Below are 20,530 nucleotides of genomic sequence, written 5' to 3' on the forward strand. Positions count from 1 at the left end.
CCATGGCCGCCAGGCATGATTTCGTCATCCTGGCGGTGGACCCCGCCGGCGCGGAGGCGCAGCTGCTGCTCGATGCATTGTCGGACACGCTGCTGCGCATCAATGGCGACAGCGGCCGTTCTTCCTTCGATATCGAAGCGGCAACGCCGCGCGGCGGCTTTTACCTGGCCCGCGATGCGGCCGGAGAATTGCTGGGCTGCGCCGCCCTGCGCCCGCTGGGCGAAGCGGACAGCGCCGTAGGCGAACTCAAGCGCATGTATGCGCGCCCGGGTTCGACTGGGGTGGGCGCGGCCCTGCTGACCCATGTGGAGGCGCAGGCGCGCCGGCATGGCTATCAGGCGCTGCACCTGTCCACCCGTTTGGCGAATGCCCGCGCGGTGGCGTTCTATGCCAAACACGGCTACGCGCCCGTGACTGCCTGGGGCAAATACGTGGGCGCGGCACAATCGACCTGCCTGGGCAAGACCTTATACGCCTGAACGTGGCTGACTTGCCCGATTTATGACTTGAGCGCATACCCGTGCCGGCGTTTTCTTATAAAATGACGGCATCTATTTATTTACCCATCAGAGGCAGCTATGAGCGACGTACAAACCTGGATCAAAGAAACCGTGACGAACACGCCAGTCGTGCTGTTCATGAAGGGCACGGCCCAGTTCCCGCAGTGCGGCTTTTCCGGCCGCGCCATCCAGATCCTGAAAGCGTGCGGCGTGGAAAACATCGCTACCGTCAACGTGCTCGATGACCCGGAAGTGCGCCAGGGCATCAAGGATTACTCGAACTGGCCGACCATTCCACAGCTGTACGTGAAAGGCGAGTTCATCGGTGGTTCCGATATCATGAATGAAATGTTTGAATCGGGCGAACTGAAGTCCCTGCTGGATGCCTGATAGCCAAACGCAGCGGCCGCGCCGTGTCGTCGTGGCCATCACGGGCGCCACGGGCGCCGTGTATGGCTTGCGGCTGCTGCAATTGCTCGGTGCCATCCCCGGCGTCGAGACGCATCTGGTCTTGTCGGATGCGGCCGTACTGACCCTGCACCAGGAAACGGGCGTGGGGCGCAAGGACATCGAAGCGCAGGCGCACGTGGTGCACAAGCTGCGCGACATCGGCGCCTCGATCGCCAGCGGCTCGTTTCAATCGGATGGCATGGTCGTCGCGCCGTGCTCGATGAAGACCCTGGCGGCCGTCGCGCACGGCTTGTCGGATAATCTGATCACGCGGGCCGCCGATGTGGTGCTCAAGGAGCGCCGGCGCCTGATCCTGATGGTGCGCGAAACGCCGTTCAACCTGGCGCACCTGCGCAATATGACGGCCGTGACCGAAATGGGCGGCATCATCTTCCCGCCCTTGCCGAGTTTTTATCACCACCCGCAGAGCATCGCGGAAATGGTCGACCATACGGTGGCGCGCGTCATCGACCTGCTCGGCATCGAGCACAGCCTGGCACCGCGGTGGCATGGATTGAAAGCGCCGGACCAGTCCCCAACAAGCTGACAAACTTCGTGGCAGAGTACGCACGTCACGATGCCTGACAAAAGCGTCGCGAGCGGAAGGAAGAGGTGGTCGAGAAGCGCAACCGTGCTAGAGCACGGTGAGCATCGCAGGCCGCCTATGCCGACGCGCAGCAGCGTTGGTCAGGCATCCACCACTCAGCGTTTTTCGAACTGCGTGGCACTTGCCTGCTTCAAATCCCTGGCTTCTTCAACCATTCTGCGGTGGGCGATCCGTTTGCGCATCACTTCCGCATGTTGCGCGGCAGTCATGGGGGGCACGGTCATCAAGTCCTTCAGCTGCGCGGTATTGCTGTAGTTACTTTTCATAAGACGGCTCAAATGCTCGGCTCCGTAGTGGATGAACTGGCTGCTTCTGATGTGATTATGCGCTGGTATTGGCCGCTGCGCCGCCGCACGCGGAATTATTGTCAAATAATTCCGCTGCAGCGCAACATGCGAGGTCTTATTGTGCGGCAAAATCATGTCTCCAGTATGACCTTGCGCAAATAAAAGGACAGGGGGAGCACCGCCAGCGAAAGGCGGACGGCGCCGGCCGGGGAGGGCCTGGATGCTTACTTTTGGTAGTTGACTCGTACCAGCATGCGAATAAATTCTCGCGCGATTTGACGATGATGTTCATCTAATCTTTGCAAATCGGCAATTAATTTCACATCGGCGGACTCAAAACGCGACAAAGCGCTGCCCGCCTCACCGTTCGGCGTGGCGCTTTCCGGGCCGCCAAAACGCAACCATTCCGCCGGAACGCCCAACCATTGGGCAATCATGCGCAATTTCTCTTGCGTCGGAATTGCTTCACCTACTAACCATTTCCTAGCTGCATGCACGGTAATCGGGCGCCCGTCGAAACGGATATTGAATTCCCGGGCCAGTCTGGTCGGGCTGTCTGGAGAATAATGGGCGTTTTTGAGAGCCAACTGAAGTCGCTGGCTGAAGCTTTCGCGTTCGTTAGAAGAATTCATAGGTGTACTATTTCATGTTGTAACATGAAAGTCAGTTTCTTGAATGACCATACAGATTGTTACATTTGAAAAGAGCATCAATTAACAATTAACACTCCAGCCGGGCTTTTCAGGTCAAAAAGTGGGCCGAATTTTCTCTTGCGATTCTGCGTGGCTTCGGGTCAAATTCGCGGCTAGCCTTGATTTTCGCACTGCAGCACGATTCAAAGCCTCGGTTTGGCATTACAACGTACGGTATCGGATAATGCCCTCCTCTACCGATACACGCAATGCCCATGTCATACAATTTCTCGTAGACAAAGTTTTCAGAAGGGCCATTTTGTTTTCAATATGGAAACGACATGAACAACGCGCTCATAGTGGAAACGTTGTTTTTTGATCGTGCCTATTGGAAAGAATCTGCGCCCAAAAATTTTACTGCCATCGCAGCGAAAAGAATGTCGCCGTTATGCCAGGAAAGCTCTTTTTGGTGTCATCTTGGCCACCAACTCTCGATCTTAAACGCGTTTGTGCAAGAAGAATCAATTTATTTTCAGTAATTATTGTCTGATTCACCAAATTCTCCCGTTCACGACCACCTTTTTCTTTGTTGCAGCACGGGCAGGGCACGCTACAATAGTATTGACGTTGACGTAAACGGCACTTTGCCACCATTGCCTCGCAGCCCCCATCCAGTGACCGACCACCCATGCAACCGACACCGCCCGCACCCATGACGACCTATACGATTACCGAACTGGCGCGGGAATTCGACATCACGGCGCGCGCCATCCGTTTCTATGAAGACCAGGGCTTGCTCAGTCCGAAGCGCGAAGGCGCCGGCGGACGCAACCGCGTCTACACGCCGCGCGACCGCACCCGCTTGAAACTGACCCTGCGCGGCAAGCGCCTGGGCCTGGCGTTGTCGGAGATCAAGAGCCTGGTCGACATGTACGAGTCGCCAAAGGACACGCGCGCGCAGATGGACCGCTTCCTGGGCGTCCTGGCGCAGCACCGGCAGACCCTGGAGCAGCAGCGCATCGACATTGAAATGGCGCTGGCGGAAATCAGCGCGCATGAAGAAGCGTGCGCGCGCATGCTGGCGGACTTGAACCTTGATAAGGCGCAAACCAGCTAAAGGCATAGGCAGCGGACAACTGCCGTGCGCATTACTTTACGTTTACGTAAACGTCACAACTGAGTATCATAGCTACACTGACCCGGCACCCATGACCGCCACACTTATAACGACGACGAGGACGACATGCTCCATCTCCCAGGCTTGACCTTTGACCACGGCGACGACATCGCCTCCCTGCGCGAAGCGATCCAACAATTTGCCGCCGCCGAAATCGCGCCGCGCGCGGCCGAAATCGACCGCACGGACCAGTTCCCCATGGACCTGTGGCGCAAGATGGGCGACATGGGCTTGCTCGGCATCACCGTCAGCGAAGAATACGGCGGCGCCGGCATGGGTTACCTGGCGCACATCATTGCCATGGAAGAAATCTCGCGCGCCTCGGCCTCCGTCGGCCTGTCCTACGGCGCCCACTCGAACCTGTGCGTGAACCAGATCAAGCGCAACGGCACGGCCGAGCAAAAAGCCAAGTACCTGCCGAAACTGATCACGGGCGAGCACATCGGCGCCCTGGCCATGTCGGAACCGAACGCGGGCTCGGACGTCGTCAGCATGAAGCTGCGCGCCGACTTCAAGGGCGACCGCTGGGTCTTGAACGGCACCAAGATGTGGATCACCAACGGTCCCGACGCGGACGTGCTGGTGGTGTACGCGAAAAACGACCTGGAAGCGGGTCCGCGCGGTATGACGGCTTTCCTGATCGAAAAGAATTTCAAGGGCTTTTCCATCGCGCAAAAGCTCGACAAGCTGGGCATGCGCGGCTCGCACACGGGCGAACTGGTGTTCCAGGATTGCGAAGTGCCGGCCGAAAACGTGCTGGGCGGCCTGGGCAAGGGCGTCAATGTGCTGATGTCGGGCCTCGATTTCGAGCGCACCGTGCTGTCCGGCGGCCCGCTGGGCATCATGCAGGCCTGCATGGACCTGGTCGTACCCTACGTGCATGACCGCAAGCAATTCGGCCAGGCCATCGGTGAATTCCAGTTGATGCAAGGTAAGCTGGCCGATATGTATTCGACCATGATGGCGTGCAAGGCCTATGTCTACGCCGTGGGCCAAGCCTGCGACCGCGCCACCACGCCCGAAGCCGTGCGCCAGTTGCGCAAGGATGCGGCCGGCGCCATTCTGTATAGTGCGGAAAAGGCCACCTGGATGGCGGGCGAAGCGATCCAAGCCCTGGGCGGCAACGGCTACATCAACGAGTATCCGGCCGGCCGCCTGTGGCGCGATGCCAAGCTGTATGAAATCGGCGCCGGGACCAGCGAAATCCGCCGCATGCTGATAGGCCGCGAACTGTTTGCGGAAACCAAGTAAGCACGGGCGCGCGACGATCGACTGGGTGATGAGCCATTCATGCGAGCACAGATATGACGCACATTGCCTTCCCCAAATTGCTCTCTTCCCAGATTGCATTCGATATCGCGCGCACCATCCGCGACGGCTTCGACAAGCATTACCGTTTGTTCCGCGAAACGAGCCAGCAAGCCAAGCAGTATTTCGAGCAAGGCGCCTGGACCGCGGCGCAAACGGCGGCCCGCGAGCGCATCGACTTTTATGACAGGCGCGTGCAGGAATGCGTGCAGATGCTCGAAGATGAGTACGAAGAGTCGGAGTTGGGCGACGAAGTGTGGCGCGAACTCAAGCTGCACTACATCGGCATGCTGACGGAACACAAGCAGCCGGAACTGGCGGAAACCTTCTTCAACTCCGTCTGCTGCAACATCTTGCACCGCACCTATTTCAATAACGACTATATTTTCGTGCGCCCTGTCGTGTCCACGGAATACATCGAAACGCAAGACCCGGTGCCCACCTACCGCGTGTATTACCCGGGCAAAGATGGCTTGCGCCACACCCTGCAATGCATGGTGACGGACTTCCAGCTCGACTGCGATTTTGCCAACCTCGAACGTGACGTGGCCCAGGTGGAAGCGCGGCTGCAGCAGCTGTTCGGCGGCGACAAGCTCGAGCCGAACCACCAGATCCAGGTCTTGACCAGTTTGTTTTACCGCAACAAGGGCGCCTACCTGGTTGGCAAGGGGATCAACGGCAACCGCGAATATCCGTTCGTCGTGCCGGTCCTGCACAACCGCCACGGCAAGCTCGTGCTCGATACGGTGCTGTTCGAGCACCAGCAGATCGCCGTGCTGTTTTCGTTTACGCGTGCGTATTTCCTGGTCGATATGGAAGTACCGTCGGCTTACGTGCAATTTCTCCGAAGTTTGCTGCCGCGCAAACCGCGCAGCGAAATCTATACGATATTGGGCCTGCAAAAACAGGGCAAGACCTTGTTTTACCGCGACTACCTGCAGCACCTGAAACACTCGTCGGACCACTTCGAAAGCGCGCCCGGCATCCGCGGCCTGGTCATGCTGGTGTTTGCCTTGCCCTCGTTTCCCTATGTTTTCAAGGTGATCAAGGATTTTTTCCCGCCGCCCAAGGAAACCACGCGCGCGCAAGTCCAGCAAAAGTATTTGCTGGTGAAACACCACGACCGGGTGGGCCGCATGGCCGACACGCTCGAGTATTCCAACGTGGCCTTTCCGCGCGCCCGTTTTGCCGAGGAACTGCTGGCCGAGCTGAAGCAATTCGCTCCGTCGCTGATCGAAGAAGACCGGGAACAGATCATCATCCGCCACCTGTACATCGAGCGGCGCATGGTGCCGCTGAACATGTGGCTGAGCAATGCCGAAAAGGAAGGCCGCGATGATCTGGTCGAACACGCCATCGTCGAGTACGGCAACGCCATCAAGGAGCTGGTGGCGGCGAATATTTTTCCAGGCGACATGCTGTATAAAAACTTTGGCGTGACCCGTCATCAGCGTGTCGTTTTTTACGATTACGATGAAATCGAGTACATCACCGATTGCCAGTTCCGCGTCATTCCCCAGGCGCGTACGGAGGAGGAGGAAATGTCGGCCGAACCGTGGTATCCCATCGGCAAGCACGATGTGTTTCCCGAACAATTCGGCACCTTCCTGCTGGGCAATCCCCGCATCCGCCGCTATTTCATGCAACACCATGCCGACCTGCTGACGGCGCAATACTGGCAAGCGCGCAAGCAGCGCATCGAAGACGGCCATATCGAGGACGTCTTCCCCTATCCGCAGCACCTGCGTTTTTGTATGCAGTCACCCTCCCCACCCTTAACCGGAGATCCAACATGAATGATCCAGTCGTAATCGTCGGTGCCGCGCGCACCCCCATGGGCGCCTTCCAGGGCGACTTTGCCAACGTCACCGCCAGCGACCTGGGCGCCGTGGCCATCCGCGCCGCCGTCGAACGGGCCGGCGTGGCGCCGGACGCCGTTGAACACGTGTATTTCGGCAATTGCCTGATGGCTGGCCAGGGCCAGGCACCCGCGCGCCAAGCCTTGCGCAAGGCGGGCTTGCCCGATTCCACGGGCGCCGTGACCCTGTCGAAAATGTGCGGCTCGGCCATGCAGACGACCATGTTCGCGCACGACACCTTGATCGCTGGCAGCGCCGACGTGGTCGTGGCGGGCGGCATGGAATCGATGACCAACGCCCCCTATCTGGTGCCGAAGGCGCGCGGCGGCTACCGCATCGGCCATGGCATGATCTATGACCACATGATGATGGATGGCCTGGAAGACGCTTACAGCCGCGATGAAAAGGGCAATGCCCGCTCGATGGGCACGTTTGCCGAAGAGTGCGCCAGCCAGTACGCCTTCACGCGCGAAGCGCAGGATGCGTTTGCCATCGAATCCGTAAAACGCGCGCAAGCGGCCACCAAGGATGGCAGTTTTGAGTGGGAAATCGCACCCGTGACCGTTTCTGGCCGCAGCGGCGACACCGTCGTCAGCATCGATGAAGGCCCGCAAAAAGCCCGCCTGGAAAAAATCCCGACCTTGAAGGCCGCCTTCAAAAAAGATGGCACGATCACGGCCGCCTCGTCTTCGTCGATCAACGACGGCGCGGCAGCCCTCGTGCTGATGCGCGAATCGACGGCGAAAAAGCTCGGCTGCACCGTCATCGCGAAAATCCATGGCCATGCCACGCATGCGCAGGCGCCGAACGAGTTCACCACGGCCCCCGTCGGCGCGGTGAAAAAGCTGTACGCCAAAACGGGCTGGAGCAGCAGCAACGTCGACTTGTTCGAGATCAATGAAGCGTTCGCAGCCGTGCCGATGGCCGCCATGCACGACCTCGACATTCCACACAGCAAGATCAACATCCACGGCGGCGCGTGCGCGCTGGGGCACCCGATCGGCGCCTCGGGCGCGCGCATCATCGTCACCCTGCTGGGCGCCCTGAAGAAAACCGGCGGCAAGCGCGGCGTGGCAGCCTTGTGCATCGGCGGCGGCGAAGCGACGGCGATGGCGATCGAACTGGTATAAGCTGCTCTGTTGACGACAGGCGCGCGCGGCGTGGTCACGTACGCTGCGCGCCTTTTCATTGATTACTCAGGGAGAACACATGCCTACTGCATTGATCATCGGCGCCTCGCGCGGCATCGGCCACGAAATCGTCCGTCAATACCGCCACGACGGCTGGCGAGTGATTGCCACGGCGCGCACGCAAGACGCTTGCGACGCCCTCGCGCAACTGGGCGCGGAAGCGCACCGGCTCGACGTGACGGACGTGGAAGGCTGTGCTGGCCTGGGCTGGAAGCTCGACGATGAAAAGCTCGACGTGGCCATCCTCAACGCGGGCGTGTATGGCCCCCGCCACGACGGCTCCCCCACGCAAGAAGATTTCGATGCCGTCATGCACACGAACGTGCTGGCGGCCATGCGACTGCTGCCGCTCCTGGCGCCGCTGGTAGGCAATGCCAAAGGGAAACTGGCCGTGCTGTCCTCGCACATGGGCTCCCTGAGCGAGCGGGGCAATCCCAGCGGCTCGCTGTACCGCGCCAGCAAGGCGGCCTTGAATTCCGTGCTGATCGACACTTCCCTCGTGCATGGCCCGCAAGGCGTCAGCTGTGTGGCCTTCCACCCGGGCTGGGTACGCACGGACATGGGCGGCGCCGGCGCCGACCTTTCTCCGGAAGAAAGCGCGGCCGGCATCCGCGCCACTCTGGCCAGCCTGCCGGCCACGGACAAGGCCGTGTTCCGCAATTACGATGGCAAGCCCATCGGCTGGTAATTCCCGCATCCACTATAAAAAATACGAGACGACGTCCCATGATACTCAATGAAGAACAGACCATGATCCAGGAAGCGCTGCGCAGTTTTTCGCGCGAGCGCCTGGCGCCCAATGCGGCCCGCTGGGACAAGGAACATCATTTCCCGAAAGAAGAATTGCAGGAACTGGCCGCGCTGGGCGCCTTTGGCGTGGCCGTGCCGGAAGCGCTCGGCGGCGCCGGCCTCGACTATGTATCGCTGGCCCTGGTACTGGAAGAAATCGCCGCCGGCGATGGCGGCACGTCGACCATCATTTCCGTCAACAATTGCCCCGTCTGCAGCATCGCCATGATGTACGCCAACGACGCGCAAAAGGAACAATGGCTGCGCCCGCTGGCGCAAGGCACGATGCTCGGTGCATTTTGCTTGACGGAACCGCACACGGGCAGCGACGCCTCGGCCCTGCGCACGACGGCCACGCTCGACGGCAATGAATACGTGATCAACGGCACCAAGCAGTTCATTACCAGCGGCAAGTATGCGGACGTGGCCATCGTCATGGCCGTGACCGACAAAGCAGCCGGCAAACGCGGCATCAGCGCCTTCTGGGTGCCGACGAACACGCCTGGCTACATCGTGGCGGGACTGGAACAGAAAATGGGCCAGCATTCGTCGGACACGGCGCAAATCCTGTTCGAGAATTGCCGCATCCCTGCGGAAAATTTGATCGGCGAAGAAGGGCAAGGCTACAAGATCGCCCTGTCCGGCCTGGAAGGCGGTCGCATCGGCATCGCTTCGCAAGCCGTGGGCATGGCGCGCGCCGCGTATGAAGCGGCCCTGAGCTATGCACGCGACCGCGAGAGTTTCGGCAAGCCCATCTATGAACACCAGGCCGTGCAATTCCGCCTGGCCGACATGGCCACGCAGATCGAAGCGGCGCGCCAGCTGATCCGCCACGCGGCAGCCATGAAGGATGCGGGCTTGCCTTGTTTGAAAGAAGCGGCCATGGCCAAGCTGTTTGCGTCGGAAATGGCGGAAAAAGTGTGTTCGGACGCCATTCAGGTGCACGGCGGCTATGGTTATGTGTCCGACTTCCCCGTCGAGCGCATCTACCGCGACGTGCGCGTGTGCCAGATATACGAGGGCACCAGCGATATCCAGAAAATCCTGATCGCCCGAGCTTTATAAAGCAGTAAAAGTCTCGGCGCCTTGAGCAACCGTAGCGAGCAAGCCGATATCGGCTTGAGTAACGCAGCCGTACTTCGGTACGGCGAGTAACGCCGAGTCGAGAGCGGGCTGCGCAGTAGCTTGCTCAACGCGCCCGCCACAGACGAAAAAAAAGCCCGCTAGCGCGGGCTTCGTTCCAATGTATTACCAATGCTTTAATCGTGTCATGGACGCCAGTGCTATCTGCAAAGTGCCTCCTGATTTTCGGACTCCCATGCTATCTGCATGGTGACTCCAAGTGTAAAATCGACCATCGTATCCGGAATTACAAAATCCATTTCTTCGCACTGTCACGCCATCGACATTACACCTGTCGGTCGCCGCGCTGAAACTGGATGGTGAGATAATTTGCTGCCAAATCTCAATCACTGAACGGAGTATAGCACAGCCTTTTGTGCAACGCAACAACCTTTTTAAATCAAGTCCTTAGCGCCAGCGGCTTGTCCTCTTCGCCGCCACGGGCCACTCTCTCGTATTCGGAAATCACTTGCGCACCCAGCAGCAGCAAGGTGGCGCCGATTTCCAGGCTGAACATGACGACGATGGCCGTCGTCATCGAGCCATACACGATATTGACCTGCGACAAGGTGGAAAAATACCAGACCAGCACATGGCGCGCGATTTCCCACAGCAAGGCCGCCGTCACGCCGCCGATCAGCGCATGCGTGATCGATAATCGTCCGACCGGCATGACCAGGTAGATCGAGCTGAGCACGAGGATTTCGCCCGCCAGCCCCAGCAAATACAACAGCACGCCGGACACGCCCTCCAGGCCCCAGTCATGGCGCAGGAAGCGCACGCTTTCCTCGCTCATCACTTGCAAGCTGCCCGCCACCAGGGTGATGAGCAGAATACCCACACCCAGGCACAGGATGTAGCAGTACGGCAGCACGGCGGAAATGAGGAAATGGCGGCGGCGGATGGCCACGCGGTGGATAAAGATCACGCTCATGGCGTTTTCCAGCACGGTAAACGCCAGCGAGCTGAAAAACAGCATGGTCAGCAGCAAGAGCCAGCCGATTACGCCCCGATTGTTGAGGAAATGCGCTACTTCCGCTACGATGGCTTTCGATTGCCCCGGCACCAGCCATTCCAGGTAATGGCCTATGGTTTGCAGCAATTCATCCTGCGCGATCACGTGGGACAGGGCCACCACCACCAGCATCAACAGGGGCACGATGGACAGCAGCGAGTAATACGCGACGGCGCCCGCCAGCAGCAAGCCCTGGTTGGCGCGGAAACCCTTCAGCACCTGCAGCGCGAAGGCCAGCGGGTGGCTGAGGATGTAGGTACTGGCGTGGCGGTTGATCATGTCGGATGCGGTGAAGAAGGCGGCGCGGCCTCGTGCCACGCCTGCAATCACACTAGCATACTGACAAGCGCCCCGCTGCACCGTACGCTAGCAGACGCCTGGCTCCAATAAGGTCAAGGTTTGCCGGTCCGCATCCAGGGCGGCGAGGATGCCCATCGGTATCGTGAACTGGTGGCGGATGTGGCCGAACGAGTAGCCGCTGACGGCCGGCACACGTAAAGGCTGCAAATGCTGGTCCAGAGTGTCATTCAAGGTCAGCGCGGTGTCGCCCTCGGCCGCCTCGCAATGCTCGAAGATGCCCAGCATCAAGGCCGCCGCCTTGTTGAACCCCACGGACAGGTCGAGCTGGCACAACATCCTGTCAATGCGGTACGGCACTTCGTTGATTTCTTCGAGGAACAAAATATGCTCGCGGAAATCAGCCGCATACGGCGTGCCGGCCAGCGCGCTGACCATGCACAGATTGCCGCCCGTCAAGCGCCCCGTCGCTTGGCCGCCGTGCACGGTGCGGATGGCGAAGTTCGGCTGCGTCTGCGCGCGGCGGTGATTGTCCAGCGCCATCGGGATCGTGTACTGCTCTTGCGGCGTCATCAGCACGTTTTGCAACTGCGTCACCGTGTAGTCGGAAAACGTGGACGAGGCCACGGGGCCGTGAAACGTCACCAGGCCCGTCTGGCGGAGTATGGCCAGGTGCAGGGCCGTAATGTCGGAATAGCCGATCAGCACTTTCGGGTTGGCGCGGATCAAGACGTAATCGAGCAGCGCCAGCAGTGAAATGCAGCCGGAGCCGCCGCGTATCGCCCACACGGCCTTGACGTCCGGGTCGCGAAACGCGGCGTGCAAGTCGTCCAGGCGCTGCCGCACCGTACCCGCATAGTTGCCGTGCACGGCGCGAATATTGGCGCCCAGGCTGGCGCGCAGCCCCAGCGATTCGATATTGCGCACGGCCTTCGCGATGGCGTCCTCATCCGTAAAGCCGCCCGGTGCGATGATGGCGACCAGGTCGCCTTCGCGCAGGCGCGCCGGTTTGATCAATGCGTGTTGCTGTTGCATGCGTTTGCCCTTCCCTTGCGCGGCCGCCGCCCACGCCGGTGTGCCTGCCGCCCCAAGAGTGGCGGCCAGCAAGCCGCCGAAGCGGCGCCGGCTGAGATTGGTCTGACTGGACATGCGGCCCTTTCCTGGAATAAAAACGGCGACGCCAGGCGCCGCCGCACGAGGTTAGCACGCCAGCGGGATCGCCGCCGGCATGGTTGCCTTACATGAACTTGTACTTCAGCTGGAACGACAGCGAACGGCCGCGTGGATCGGCCACGCGCGGGTCCCAGCCGGCACCCACCACTTCATCCACGTTGTGCGCGGTGAACGGTGGATCGCGGTCGAACAAGTTCTGGATGCCCACGGTAATCGTCGTATTTTTGAAGCCCGTGTACGTGCCCGACAGGTTATACGTGGTGTAGCTGGACACGTCCGGCTTGAAGCCCGGTGGCGGCGCACCCTTGCCGCCATTCGGCACCTGATCCTTGTAGCCCGACGAAAAACTCTGGATCAGCAAGCCGCTCCAGTCGCCGCGCGACACGCCGAAGCTGGCATTGTGTTTCCAGCGCAGGTACAGATCGCGCGTATAGAACTTGCCGACCAGTTCCTGGTATTCCTGGCCTTGATATTCCGCAAACTTGAAGCTGTCCATATACGTGCCGTCCAGGGTCGCCGTCCATTTCGCGTCCCGGATCTTGCCTTCGCCGCGCAAGCCCACGTCGAGGCCGCGCACGCGGCTGCCTGCCGCATTGATCCAGCCCGCCTGCACGTAATCGATGGTGCCGTCCGGATTGCGGTGGATGTACTGGTTCAGCGCCTGGTAGTTGGCCAGCACGATTTGCGGCGTGCGGTTCAGGATGCGGTCTTTGGTGTTGATGGCCCAGTAATCGAACGAGGCCGAATAGCCCTTGAACGGCTCGATGACAAAACCGACGCTGCCCTGCTTCGACGTTTCCGGCTTCAGGTTCGTGTTGCCGCCCGTCCTGTAGTCGAGGCGGTCGATGGCGCAGTACTCGGGCACGCCCGGATGATTGGCGCAACCTTCCTGATCGATCACGCCGTTCGGCAATTCCTGGCTCAGCGAACCGGAATACAGCTGCTGGAAGCTTGGCGCGAGGAAACCCTTGCTGGCCGAACCACGGAACAGCAGGAAGTCGGTTGGCTGATAGCGGAAAGCCACTTTCGGATTCGTCGTCGCGCCCACCAGGCTGTAATCGTCGCGGCGGATGGCCAGCTGCATTTCCAGATCCTTCGTGACCGGCACCAGCAACTCGGCATACACGGCCTTGACGGTACGGCTGGCATCTTTTAATGCGGCATTGCCTGGCGCCAGCAGGATCTGGATGGCGTCGACGTCTTGCCCGAAGCTGTACCCTTCGCGGCGCAAGTCAAAACCGGCCGCCATGGCCAGCGCACCGGCCGGCAGCTGGAACAGCTCGCCCGAAACGGAACCGTCGATCTGCGTCAGGGTCGTCTTGCCATGCTGGAAGTCGCCACGGAACTTGGTCGATTCGATCAATTGCTTGGCCGCTTCCGTCTGGCTCTGGCCGGCGCCCACCCATGGATTGATGATGCCGCTGGCCAATGCCGCGTACAGCTTGTCCGTGTAGGAATAGCCATCCGTCAGCTTGGTCTTGGTGCTGCTTTCGGCGCGCGAAATGCCGGCCTTGTAATCCCACTTGCCAAAGTTGCCTTCAAAGCCCACCAGCACGCGGGCATTGTCTGTCGTGTTTTCCTGCGTGCGATTGCCCACGTCATTGGCGCGCCATTTGTAGGAAATCGGCTTGGTGTTGTCGAACGAGGGGATGTAGGCCGACAAATCCTGATAGTACGCGCCGCCGACCGGATACAAATTCTTGTTGGCAACGGTCGCCTGCACCTGCATCGGCGTCAAAATGGCCGTGGCCTTGGTGCGCGAACCGAGCACTTCGACAAACATGCGGTGGTCGGGCGCCAGCTGGAAGGTGCCGCGCGACAGCAGATTGGCCCTTTCGACGGGGAATTGCAGCACATAGTCGGCGCCATAGTCGTAGGCGCAGGAATACGTGGTGCGTAGCGGCGAGGTCACGTCTTTCCACAGTGCCGTCTGGTACTGCGACATGCCGGCGATGCTGTCGCACTTGCCCTGGAAACTCAAGGGATTGGCTTGCAGGTATTTATTCGCATCGCCTGGCAGCTGGAACGAGGCGCCCAGCGCCGTTCCGGCACCCGCCATCTGGTTGGCAAACGGCGTGCCCGTCGTATCAGGCGACAGGCCGCGGCCCGGCTGGAAGCCGTTGACGAAGGAGCGGTCGCTGCCGTTGAGGCGCTCGGCCTTGTCGACGGTCAGGCTGGCCATTATGTTGTAGCGGTCGCTTTCCAGCGAACCCGTACCGGCCAGCAGCGAGGCGCGGCGCGTGGCGCCGCCGCCTGCCTGCGTATCGTTGGTGGAGACGGACGCTTCCACGCCGCTGTAATTGGTTTTCAAAATGAAATTGATCACGCCGCCGATGGCGTCCGTGCCGTAGATCGCCGAGGCGCCATCCTTGAGAATTTCCACGCGCGAAATCGCGCCCAGCGGGATCGAGTTCAGGTCGACCGACTTGCCGCTGGCGCCGTGCGTGGCGATGCGGCGGCCGTTCAACAGCACCAGGGTGCTCGACGGTCCCAGGCCGCGCAGCGAGGCGAACGAAGCGCCGCCGCTGACCCTGTCCGCATCGGCGCCAAACACGTTATTGCCCGAAGTCATGTTATCAGCGCCCGTGCCATTCGCCGACAGGGTACGCACCAGTTGTTCGGTCGTCGTGATGCCCTGTTTTTCGATCTGGTCAAAGGTGATGACTTGCACCGGCAGCGCGCCTTCCTTGGCCACGCGCTTGATGCTGCTGCCCGTCACTTCGACCCGTTGCAGCGCTGGCGCGGCCGCTTCCTGTGCCATTACCGGCCCCACCACCCCCATCAATGCCACCAACTGCGCTAGCTTTTTCAATTTCACAGGTCTTCTCCTTGTTGGGCAATCGAAACTTGAGTCATCAAGTCAGGCTGTTAGATATGTCGCAACGTCTGTCTCGCGGTACATTTTTTTATGACAATTGCGCATGACTTTATTTGTTTTCATTTTCAGAGTAGCGCGATGCATCCGCGGCCAGCCAATGAAAAATGCTTTCCTAACCATAACTTTTTGGAATGAATGCCCTTTTCAGCGACATGGTCACTTGCCTGCGGGGCTACCCTTGGCTTTATCCACGTCCAGATAGCGCCAGGAGGTGAATTCCACGGGGTGGCGCCTGTAGTTTTTTAGCCACGGTTGTTGCAGGTCGGCAGAGATGGGATGCGTCAGCAACACCCACGGCGTGTAGGCGTGGATCAGCTGAAACAGGTCGAAGTACAGACTGCGTCGGCGCGGCGTATCGGATAGCAGGCGCGCCTCCTCATAGCGTTTATTGTAATCGGGCAAGTTGAAGCGGGCATAGTTGGCGCGGCCAACGTTGCCACCATACAACAATTGCATAAAGTTATCCCCATCGGGGAAGTCGGCGATCCAGTTGGTCTCGAACATCTGCACCTTGCCCAGGCGCGAGGCCTTGATGATTTCCGTCTTCTTGTCGCTTTTAAACTCCACGCGCACGCCGATGGCGTTCAGGTTGCGGCGCCACAATTCGTCGCGCAAGCGTCCCACCGTGCTCGGCTCCGTATGCATGGTCAGGATCAAGGGCGTGCCGTCCGGCTGCGTGCGGAAACCATCTGGACCCGCCTTGTAGCCGAAGCGATCCAGCAAGGCCCGCGCCAGGGCCGGATCGTAGCCGACGGGGCTGCGGTAATCCTTGTCATAGCCGAGCACGTTCGGTGGCAGCGGCGACTGGGCCGGCAAGGCCAGGCCTTTTTTCAGCAGCGCGATATCTTCGCGGCTGTTGTAGCTGAGGGCGATGGCGCGCCGCAGGGCCAGCTTGTCCTTGCTCGTGCCGCCCAGCACGGGATCGTCCATGTTCATCCACATGTAATACGTCTGCAGCACGGGAAAGCGCGTCAGCTGCATGCCCTTGGCGGCCAGCGTCGGTTTCAAGGCGCCGTTTTCCAGCACCATGTCCGTCATCGATTCGGGCACTTGTTCCAGATAATCGAATTCGCCTTTCAGGAAACCCAGCATGCGCGATTGATATTCCTCGACGATGCGCACTTCGATGCGCTCGACCAGCGGTAATTGCTTGCCTTCCAGCGCCGTCGCGATGGCGCGCGCATCCGGTGGCAAGGCGGCCAGCGCCTTGGTTTCCGTATGAAACACGGTGGCACGGAAAGTCGGATTGGCCTGCAGCACGATCTTGTCGCTGCGCTTCCATTCCTTCACCAGGAACGGCCCCGTGCCCACGGGATGGTTGCCGATCTGCCCTGCCGCCGGGTACGCTTCGGCCACTTCGCGCGCCACCACGGCGGTCGCCGGCATGGCCAGGTAAAACAGGAAGTTCGGGTCGACGCCATTGAGGCGGATGCGCAGGGTGTATTTGTCCAGCGCCTGCAGGCCGGCAATCGGCGTGTCGTAGCTGAATTTTGTTTTCAGGGCCGCGTCACCCACCAGCTTGTCTTCCAATAAAAACAGCCACGGCGACTTCAGGCTGGGGTCATACAGCCGCGTCAGGCTGTACACATAATCCTGCGCCGTCACTTCGCGCGGCTTGCCCTTGAAGGCGGGATCGGGCGTAAAGAAAATGCCGGGCTGCAAGTGAAAGATATACGTGCGTCCGCCATCTTCCACGCTCGGCAAGCCGCGCGCCGTATTGCCTTGCAGCTGCACCGGACGCGCCAGGTAGTCGTAGCGCAGCAGCGGATCAAAAATGTTTTCCATCAAGTTCAGGCTGGCCAGGTCGGACGCCACGGCCGGGTCCAGGCCCGTCTCGCTCGTGCTCAAAAACAAGTGCAGGGTCTTGTTCGCGCGGGCATCGGCGGCATGCGCGGGCACGGTAAAAAGCGTCAACAGGGCCAGGCCGGCGGCGCAGGCGGTTTTGCGTAAAAACATCATCAGTGATCCAGTGCAGACAAGGGTAACGAACAGCAATAAGCGACAGGCATCCCCCACACTACGCGGGCACGCTGCGGGGCGCCAATGAAAACAGGCTGCCAGCTTATAACTTTTTGGCATGCGATTGCTGCATTCTTTCATCAACTCGTATCGGGCTGCCCCTATACTTTGCTTGCAGACACTTTTCACTCCCGACACACAGAACTGATCGAATATGGCACTTAATTACATCTGGTCCGGCTTTTTCCTCGTTGGCTTCCTGGCCGCAGTGCTGCAGTGGCTGTTCCTCGGCGATACCGATATCTTCAAGCGCATCATCGACGGCACGTTCGAGACGGCGCGCATGGGCGTGATGGATATCGCCCTGCCGCTCGCGGGCGTGATGACCTTGTGGCTGGGCATCATGAATATCGGTGAAAAGGCCGGCATCGTCGGCTGGCTGGCCAAAGTGATCGCGCCCTTCTTTTCGCGCATCTTCCCGGAAATTCCAAAAGACCACCCGGCCACGGGCCATATGGTGATGAATTTCTCGGCCAACCTGCTGGGCCTGGACAATGCGGCCACGCCGTTCGGCTTGAAGGCCATGGAAAGCCTGCAGACCTTGAACCCTAACAAGGAAGAGGCGACGAATGCGCAAATCATGTTCCTGGTGCTGCACACTTCGGGGCTGACCCTGATTCCGCTGGCCATCATGGCGCAGCGCTCGATTCTCGGCGCGGCTGACCCGTCCGACATCTTTATCCCTTGCATGATCGCCACCTATGTGGCTACCGTGGTCGGCATCATCACGGTCTCCATCAAGCAGCGCATCAACTTGCTGAACCGCGTCGTGCTGGGCTGGATGGGCGGCATGACCACCGCCATCGTCGCCATGATCTGGTACTTCACACAATACCTGACGAAACAGGAAATCGAGCTGGTCTCGAAAGTGGTCAGCAACCTGGTGCTCATCAGCGTGATCGCCATCTTCATCATCGGTGCCCTGCGCAAGAAGGTGAACGTGTATGACGCCTTCATCGAGGGCGCGAAAGGCGGCATCCAGACATCGATTACCGTGATTCCCTACCTGGTCGGCATGCTGGTGGCCATCAGCGTCATCCGCAACGCGGGCGTATTCAATTTCCTGATGAGCGGCATGAACTGGTTCTTCGCCAACCTGGGCATCAATACGGACTTCGTGCCCGCCCTGCCGACGGCCATGATGAAGCCGCTCAGCGGCTCCGGTTCGAAAGCCATGATGATCGATGCCATGAATACCTACGGCGTCGATTCCTTCGTCGGCCGCCTGGCCTGCGTCTTCCAGGGCTCGGCCGATACCACCTTCTATATCGTGGCCCTTTACTTCGGCTCGGTGGGCATCCGCAAGACGCGCTATGCCATCACGGCCGGCCTGATCGCCGATCTGGCTGGCGTGATTACCGCCGTCTTCGTTGCCTACGTCTTTTTCCACTAAGGAGCACCATGTTACGTCCTGTCCTGATGGCTGCACTGTTGGCGGGTCTTGGCCTGTCGACTGCGCACGCGCAATTGCCCGAATCCGTCAGCCTGCTGCTGCGCAGCGCGAATATCCCCGAAGACGCCATGGGCGCCATCGTCTTGCGCGGCAACACCACCGTGCTGTCGCATGGGGCCGAACGCAGCATGCAACCGGCCTCCACCATGAAGCTCGTAACGACGGCCGTGGGCCTGGAGCAGCTGGGCCCCATCTTCCGCGGCCGCACGGAGTTGCGCACCAGCGCCGACGTCATCAATGGCGTGCTGAAGGGCGACTTGATCCTGCGCGGTGGCGCCGATACGGATTTCAATGCGAACGTGCTGGAACACATGCTGCAAACCTTGCGCACGCAAGGCATCGTGAAAATCAAGGGTGATTTGATCCTCGACCGCCAGCTGTTCCAGCCGGCCCGGCCCGACATCGGTGCGCCACCGTTCGATGAGTCGGCCGAATTCCGCTACAACGTCATCCCCGATGCCTTGCTGCTGAACACCAATCTGCTCGATATCAATATGAACTCGACGGAGCGGCAATTGAACATCCTGATGCAGCCGGCGCTCGAGAACGTCAGCATCACGAGCGACATGAAACTCATCAAGGCCAGTTGCGCCAGGTGGGAAGACGGCTGGCGCCCGCCCGAATACCGGCGCGATGCGAGCGGCAAGCTTCAAGTCATACTGCACGGCACCTTCCCGCAAAATTGCAGCAAGGCCACCAGCATCAATGTGCTCGACCGCAACGATTATGCGGACCGCTTGTTCCGTGCGACCTGGAAACGCCTGGGCGGCACGATCACAGGCACGGTGCGCGAAGCGCCGGCAACTGGCTTGCCGCCGACGGCCGAACCGGTCGGCACGCGCATGCTGGCCGACCACGTGGCGCGCGCCTTGCCGGAGGTCCTGCGCGATATCAACAAAACGTCCGACAACACCCTGGCCCGCACCCTGTTCCTGAGTCTGGGCAGCTTGCAAAGCGATGGCTGGCTGGGCAGCCGCCCCGTCGCCATGGCGGCGCCGGAAGACACGGCCAGCCGGGCGCGGCAAGTCGTCCAGGAATGGTTCCAGCGGCACAATATTAATACTCAGGGCATGCTGGTCGACAACGGTTCCGGCCTGTCGCGCACGGGGCGCATTGCACCGGCGCAAATGGCCGGCGTCCTGCAAGCCATGCAGCAAAGTCCGTGGGCGCCCGAGTTCCAGTCCAGCCTGCCCATCGTCGCGCTGGACGGCACCATGCGCAAGCGCCTGCTGAACAGCCCAGCAGCCGCACGGGCCCGCATCAAGACGGGAACGTTGAAGAATGTGGTGGCTATCGCCGGTTATGTCCCCGACGCCAACAACCAGCTGTGCGTGGTGGTCGCCATGATCAATAGCGACCTGGTCGGTAACGGCAACGGCCGCGCGGCTGTCGATGCGCTGATTGAATGGGTCGCCAAGAGCGGCGCCACGCCGGTAGTAGCCGGCCAATAAAGGAAAATCAGAATAGAAAGGCAGCGCGCAGCGCTGCTTTTTTTTTTCGTCCTTTTGTATGGTTTGGCTACCCTGTTCGGCTTGCGTGGTTGTCGGATTACGCTCCGCTAATCCGGCCTACCCGCCATCCAATAAACGTAGGTCGGCTTGGCGCGCAGCGCGTAAGCCGACAAGCACCCGCAGCCTATAACGCAAACAAACCACCAGACGAAAAAAAACCCCACCATTGCTGGCGGGGTTTTTCTCTACTGCGAATAACAAGCCTGACGATAACCTACTTTCACACTGGTTGCAGCACTATCATCGGCGCAAAGTTGTTTCAC

The 20,530-nt window shown here is 60.2% G+C and carries 18 protein-coding genes; 12 read left to right on the forward strand and 6 right to left on the reverse strand.

Features of this window, described 5'->3' with window-relative positions:
- Positions 1-2: 2 nt before the first annotated feature.
- The 3 genes from GYK42_RS18075 (at position 3) to GYK42_RS18085 (ending at position 1,497) form a co-directional block, all read left to right on the forward strand.
- Positions 3-479 carry a GNAT family N-acetyltransferase gene (locus GYK42_RS18075; protein WP_166448607.1) on the forward strand — a complete coding sequence of 159 codons (477 nt, stop codon included), beginning with the start codon at positions 3-5 and terminating at the stop codon, positions 477-479.
- A 99-nt stretch (positions 480-578) separates the two neighbouring features.
- A complete protein-coding gene (gene grxD, locus GYK42_RS18080) occupies positions 579-890 on the forward strand; it encodes a Grx4 family monothiol glutaredoxin (RefSeq protein ID WP_034753766.1) in 312 nt (103 codons plus the stop codon).
- Positions 883-1,497, forward strand: a complete 615-nt coding sequence (locus GYK42_RS18085; RefSeq protein WP_166448608.1) for a UbiX family flavin prenyltransferase — start codon at positions 883-885, stop codon at positions 1,495-1,497. The genes grxD and GYK42_RS18085 overlap by 8 nt, the downstream gene beginning before the upstream one ends.
- Positions 1,498-1,652: 155 nt before the next feature.
- Here the strand turns inward: GYK42_RS18085 and GYK42_RS18090 are convergent, their stop codons facing one another.
- Complete coding sequence (locus tag GYK42_RS18090; RefSeq protein ID WP_046683172.1) at positions 1,653-1,979, reverse strand: hypothetical protein; 327 nt, start codon at positions 1,977-1,979, stop codon at positions 1,653-1,655.
- An 89-nt stretch (positions 1,980-2,068) separates the two neighbouring features.
- Entirely contained in the window at positions 2,069-2,476 is a 408-nt protein-coding gene (locus GYK42_RS18095) for a hypothetical protein (protein WP_034753756.1), read from the reverse strand.
- A gap of 341 nt (positions 2,477-2,817) precedes the next feature.
- On the opposite strand from GYK42_RS18095, the gene GYK42_RS18100 reads away from it, so the two are divergent.
- From GYK42_RS18100 to GYK42_RS18130, 7 genes are all read left to right on the forward strand, one after another.
- Complete coding sequence (locus GYK42_RS18100; protein ID WP_166448609.1) at positions 2,818-3,015, forward strand: hypothetical protein; 198 nt, start codon at positions 2,818-2,820, stop codon at positions 3,013-3,015.
- A gap of 173 nt (positions 3,016-3,188) precedes the next feature.
- Positions 3,189-3,593 (forward strand): MerR family transcriptional regulator, encoded by a 405-nt coding sequence (locus GYK42_RS18105; protein ID WP_058049621.1) that lies wholly within the window; start codon positions 3,189-3,191, stop codon positions 3,591-3,593.
- A 126-nt stretch (positions 3,594-3,719) separates the two neighbouring features.
- Positions 3,720-4,904 (forward strand): isovaleryl-CoA dehydrogenase, encoded by a 1,185-nt coding sequence (locus GYK42_RS18110; protein WP_034753750.1) that lies wholly within the window; start codon positions 3,720-3,722, stop codon positions 4,902-4,904.
- A gap of 53 nt (positions 4,905-4,957) precedes the next feature.
- Entirely contained in the window at positions 4,958-6,757 is a 1,800-nt protein-coding gene (gene aceK / locus GYK42_RS18115; RefSeq protein ID WP_166448610.1) for a bifunctional isocitrate dehydrogenase kinase/phosphatase, read from the forward strand.
- The gene (locus GYK42_RS18120) at positions 6,754-7,950 is read left to right on the forward strand and encodes an acetyl-CoA C-acyltransferase (protein WP_166448611.1); all 1,197 of its coding nucleotides are present in this window, start codon (positions 6,754-6,756) and stop codon (positions 7,948-7,950) included. The genes aceK and GYK42_RS18120 overlap by 4 nt, the downstream gene beginning before the upstream one ends.
- Positions 7,951-8,029: 79 nt before the next feature.
- Positions 8,030-8,698, forward strand: coding sequence for an SDR family oxidoreductase (locus GYK42_RS18125; RefSeq protein WP_166448612.1), 669 nt, complete (start codon positions 8,030-8,032; stop codon positions 8,696-8,698).
- Between the two features lie 38 nt (positions 8,699-8,736).
- On the forward strand, positions 8,737-9,864 hold the full coding sequence (locus GYK42_RS18130; protein WP_166448613.1) for an acyl-CoA dehydrogenase family protein: 1,128 nt from the start codon (positions 8,737-8,739) through the stop codon (positions 9,862-9,864).
- A 457-nt stretch (positions 9,865-10,321) separates the two neighbouring features.
- On the opposite strand, the gene GYK42_RS18135 is transcribed toward GYK42_RS18130, so the two are convergent.
- The 4 genes from GYK42_RS18135 to GYK42_RS18150 form a co-directional block, all read right to left on the reverse strand.
- Complete coding sequence (locus tag GYK42_RS18135; RefSeq protein ID WP_166448630.1) at positions 10,322-11,215, reverse strand: YihY/virulence factor BrkB family protein; 894 nt, start codon at positions 11,213-11,215, stop codon at positions 10,322-10,324.
- 87 nt (positions 11,216-11,302) lie between these two features.
- On the reverse strand, positions 11,303-12,382 hold the full coding sequence (locus GYK42_RS18140; RefSeq protein ID WP_166448614.1) for a S66 peptidase family protein: 1,080 nt from the start codon (positions 12,380-12,382) through the stop codon (positions 11,303-11,305).
- 88 nt (positions 12,383-12,470) lie between these two features.
- Positions 12,471-15,224: a TonB-dependent receptor gene (locus tag GYK42_RS18145; protein ID WP_346768113.1), complete on the reverse strand. Its 2,754-nt coding sequence runs from the start codon at positions 15,222-15,224 to the stop codon at positions 12,471-12,473.
- 216 nt (positions 15,225-15,440) lie between these two features.
- The gene (locus GYK42_RS18150) at positions 15,441-17,240 is read right to left on the reverse strand and encodes an ABC transporter substrate-binding protein (RefSeq protein WP_166448632.1); all 1,800 of its coding nucleotides are present in this window, start codon (positions 17,238-17,240) and stop codon (positions 15,441-15,443) included.
- Positions 17,241-17,457: 217 nt separating this feature from the next.
- Here GYK42_RS18150 and GYK42_RS18155 point away from each other — a divergent pair, with 217 nt between their 5' ends.
- Positions 17,458-18,696, forward strand: coding sequence for a nucleoside recognition domain-containing protein (locus GYK42_RS18155; protein WP_166448615.1), 1,239 nt, complete (start codon positions 17,458-17,460; stop codon positions 18,694-18,696).
- An 8-nt stretch (positions 18,697-18,704) separates the two neighbouring features.
- Positions 18,705-20,207, forward strand: a complete 1,503-nt coding sequence (gene dacB / locus GYK42_RS18160) for a D-alanyl-D-alanine carboxypeptidase/D-alanyl-D-alanine endopeptidase (RefSeq protein WP_166448616.1) — start codon at positions 18,705-18,707, stop codon at positions 20,205-20,207.
- Positions 20,208-20,530 lie beyond the last annotated feature (323 nt).

Source organism: Janthinobacterium lividum (assembly GCF_011601275.1).
GTDB classification, from domain to species: Bacteria; Pseudomonadota; Gammaproteobacteria; order Burkholderiales; family Burkholderiaceae_D; genus Janthinobacterium; species Janthinobacterium lividum_E.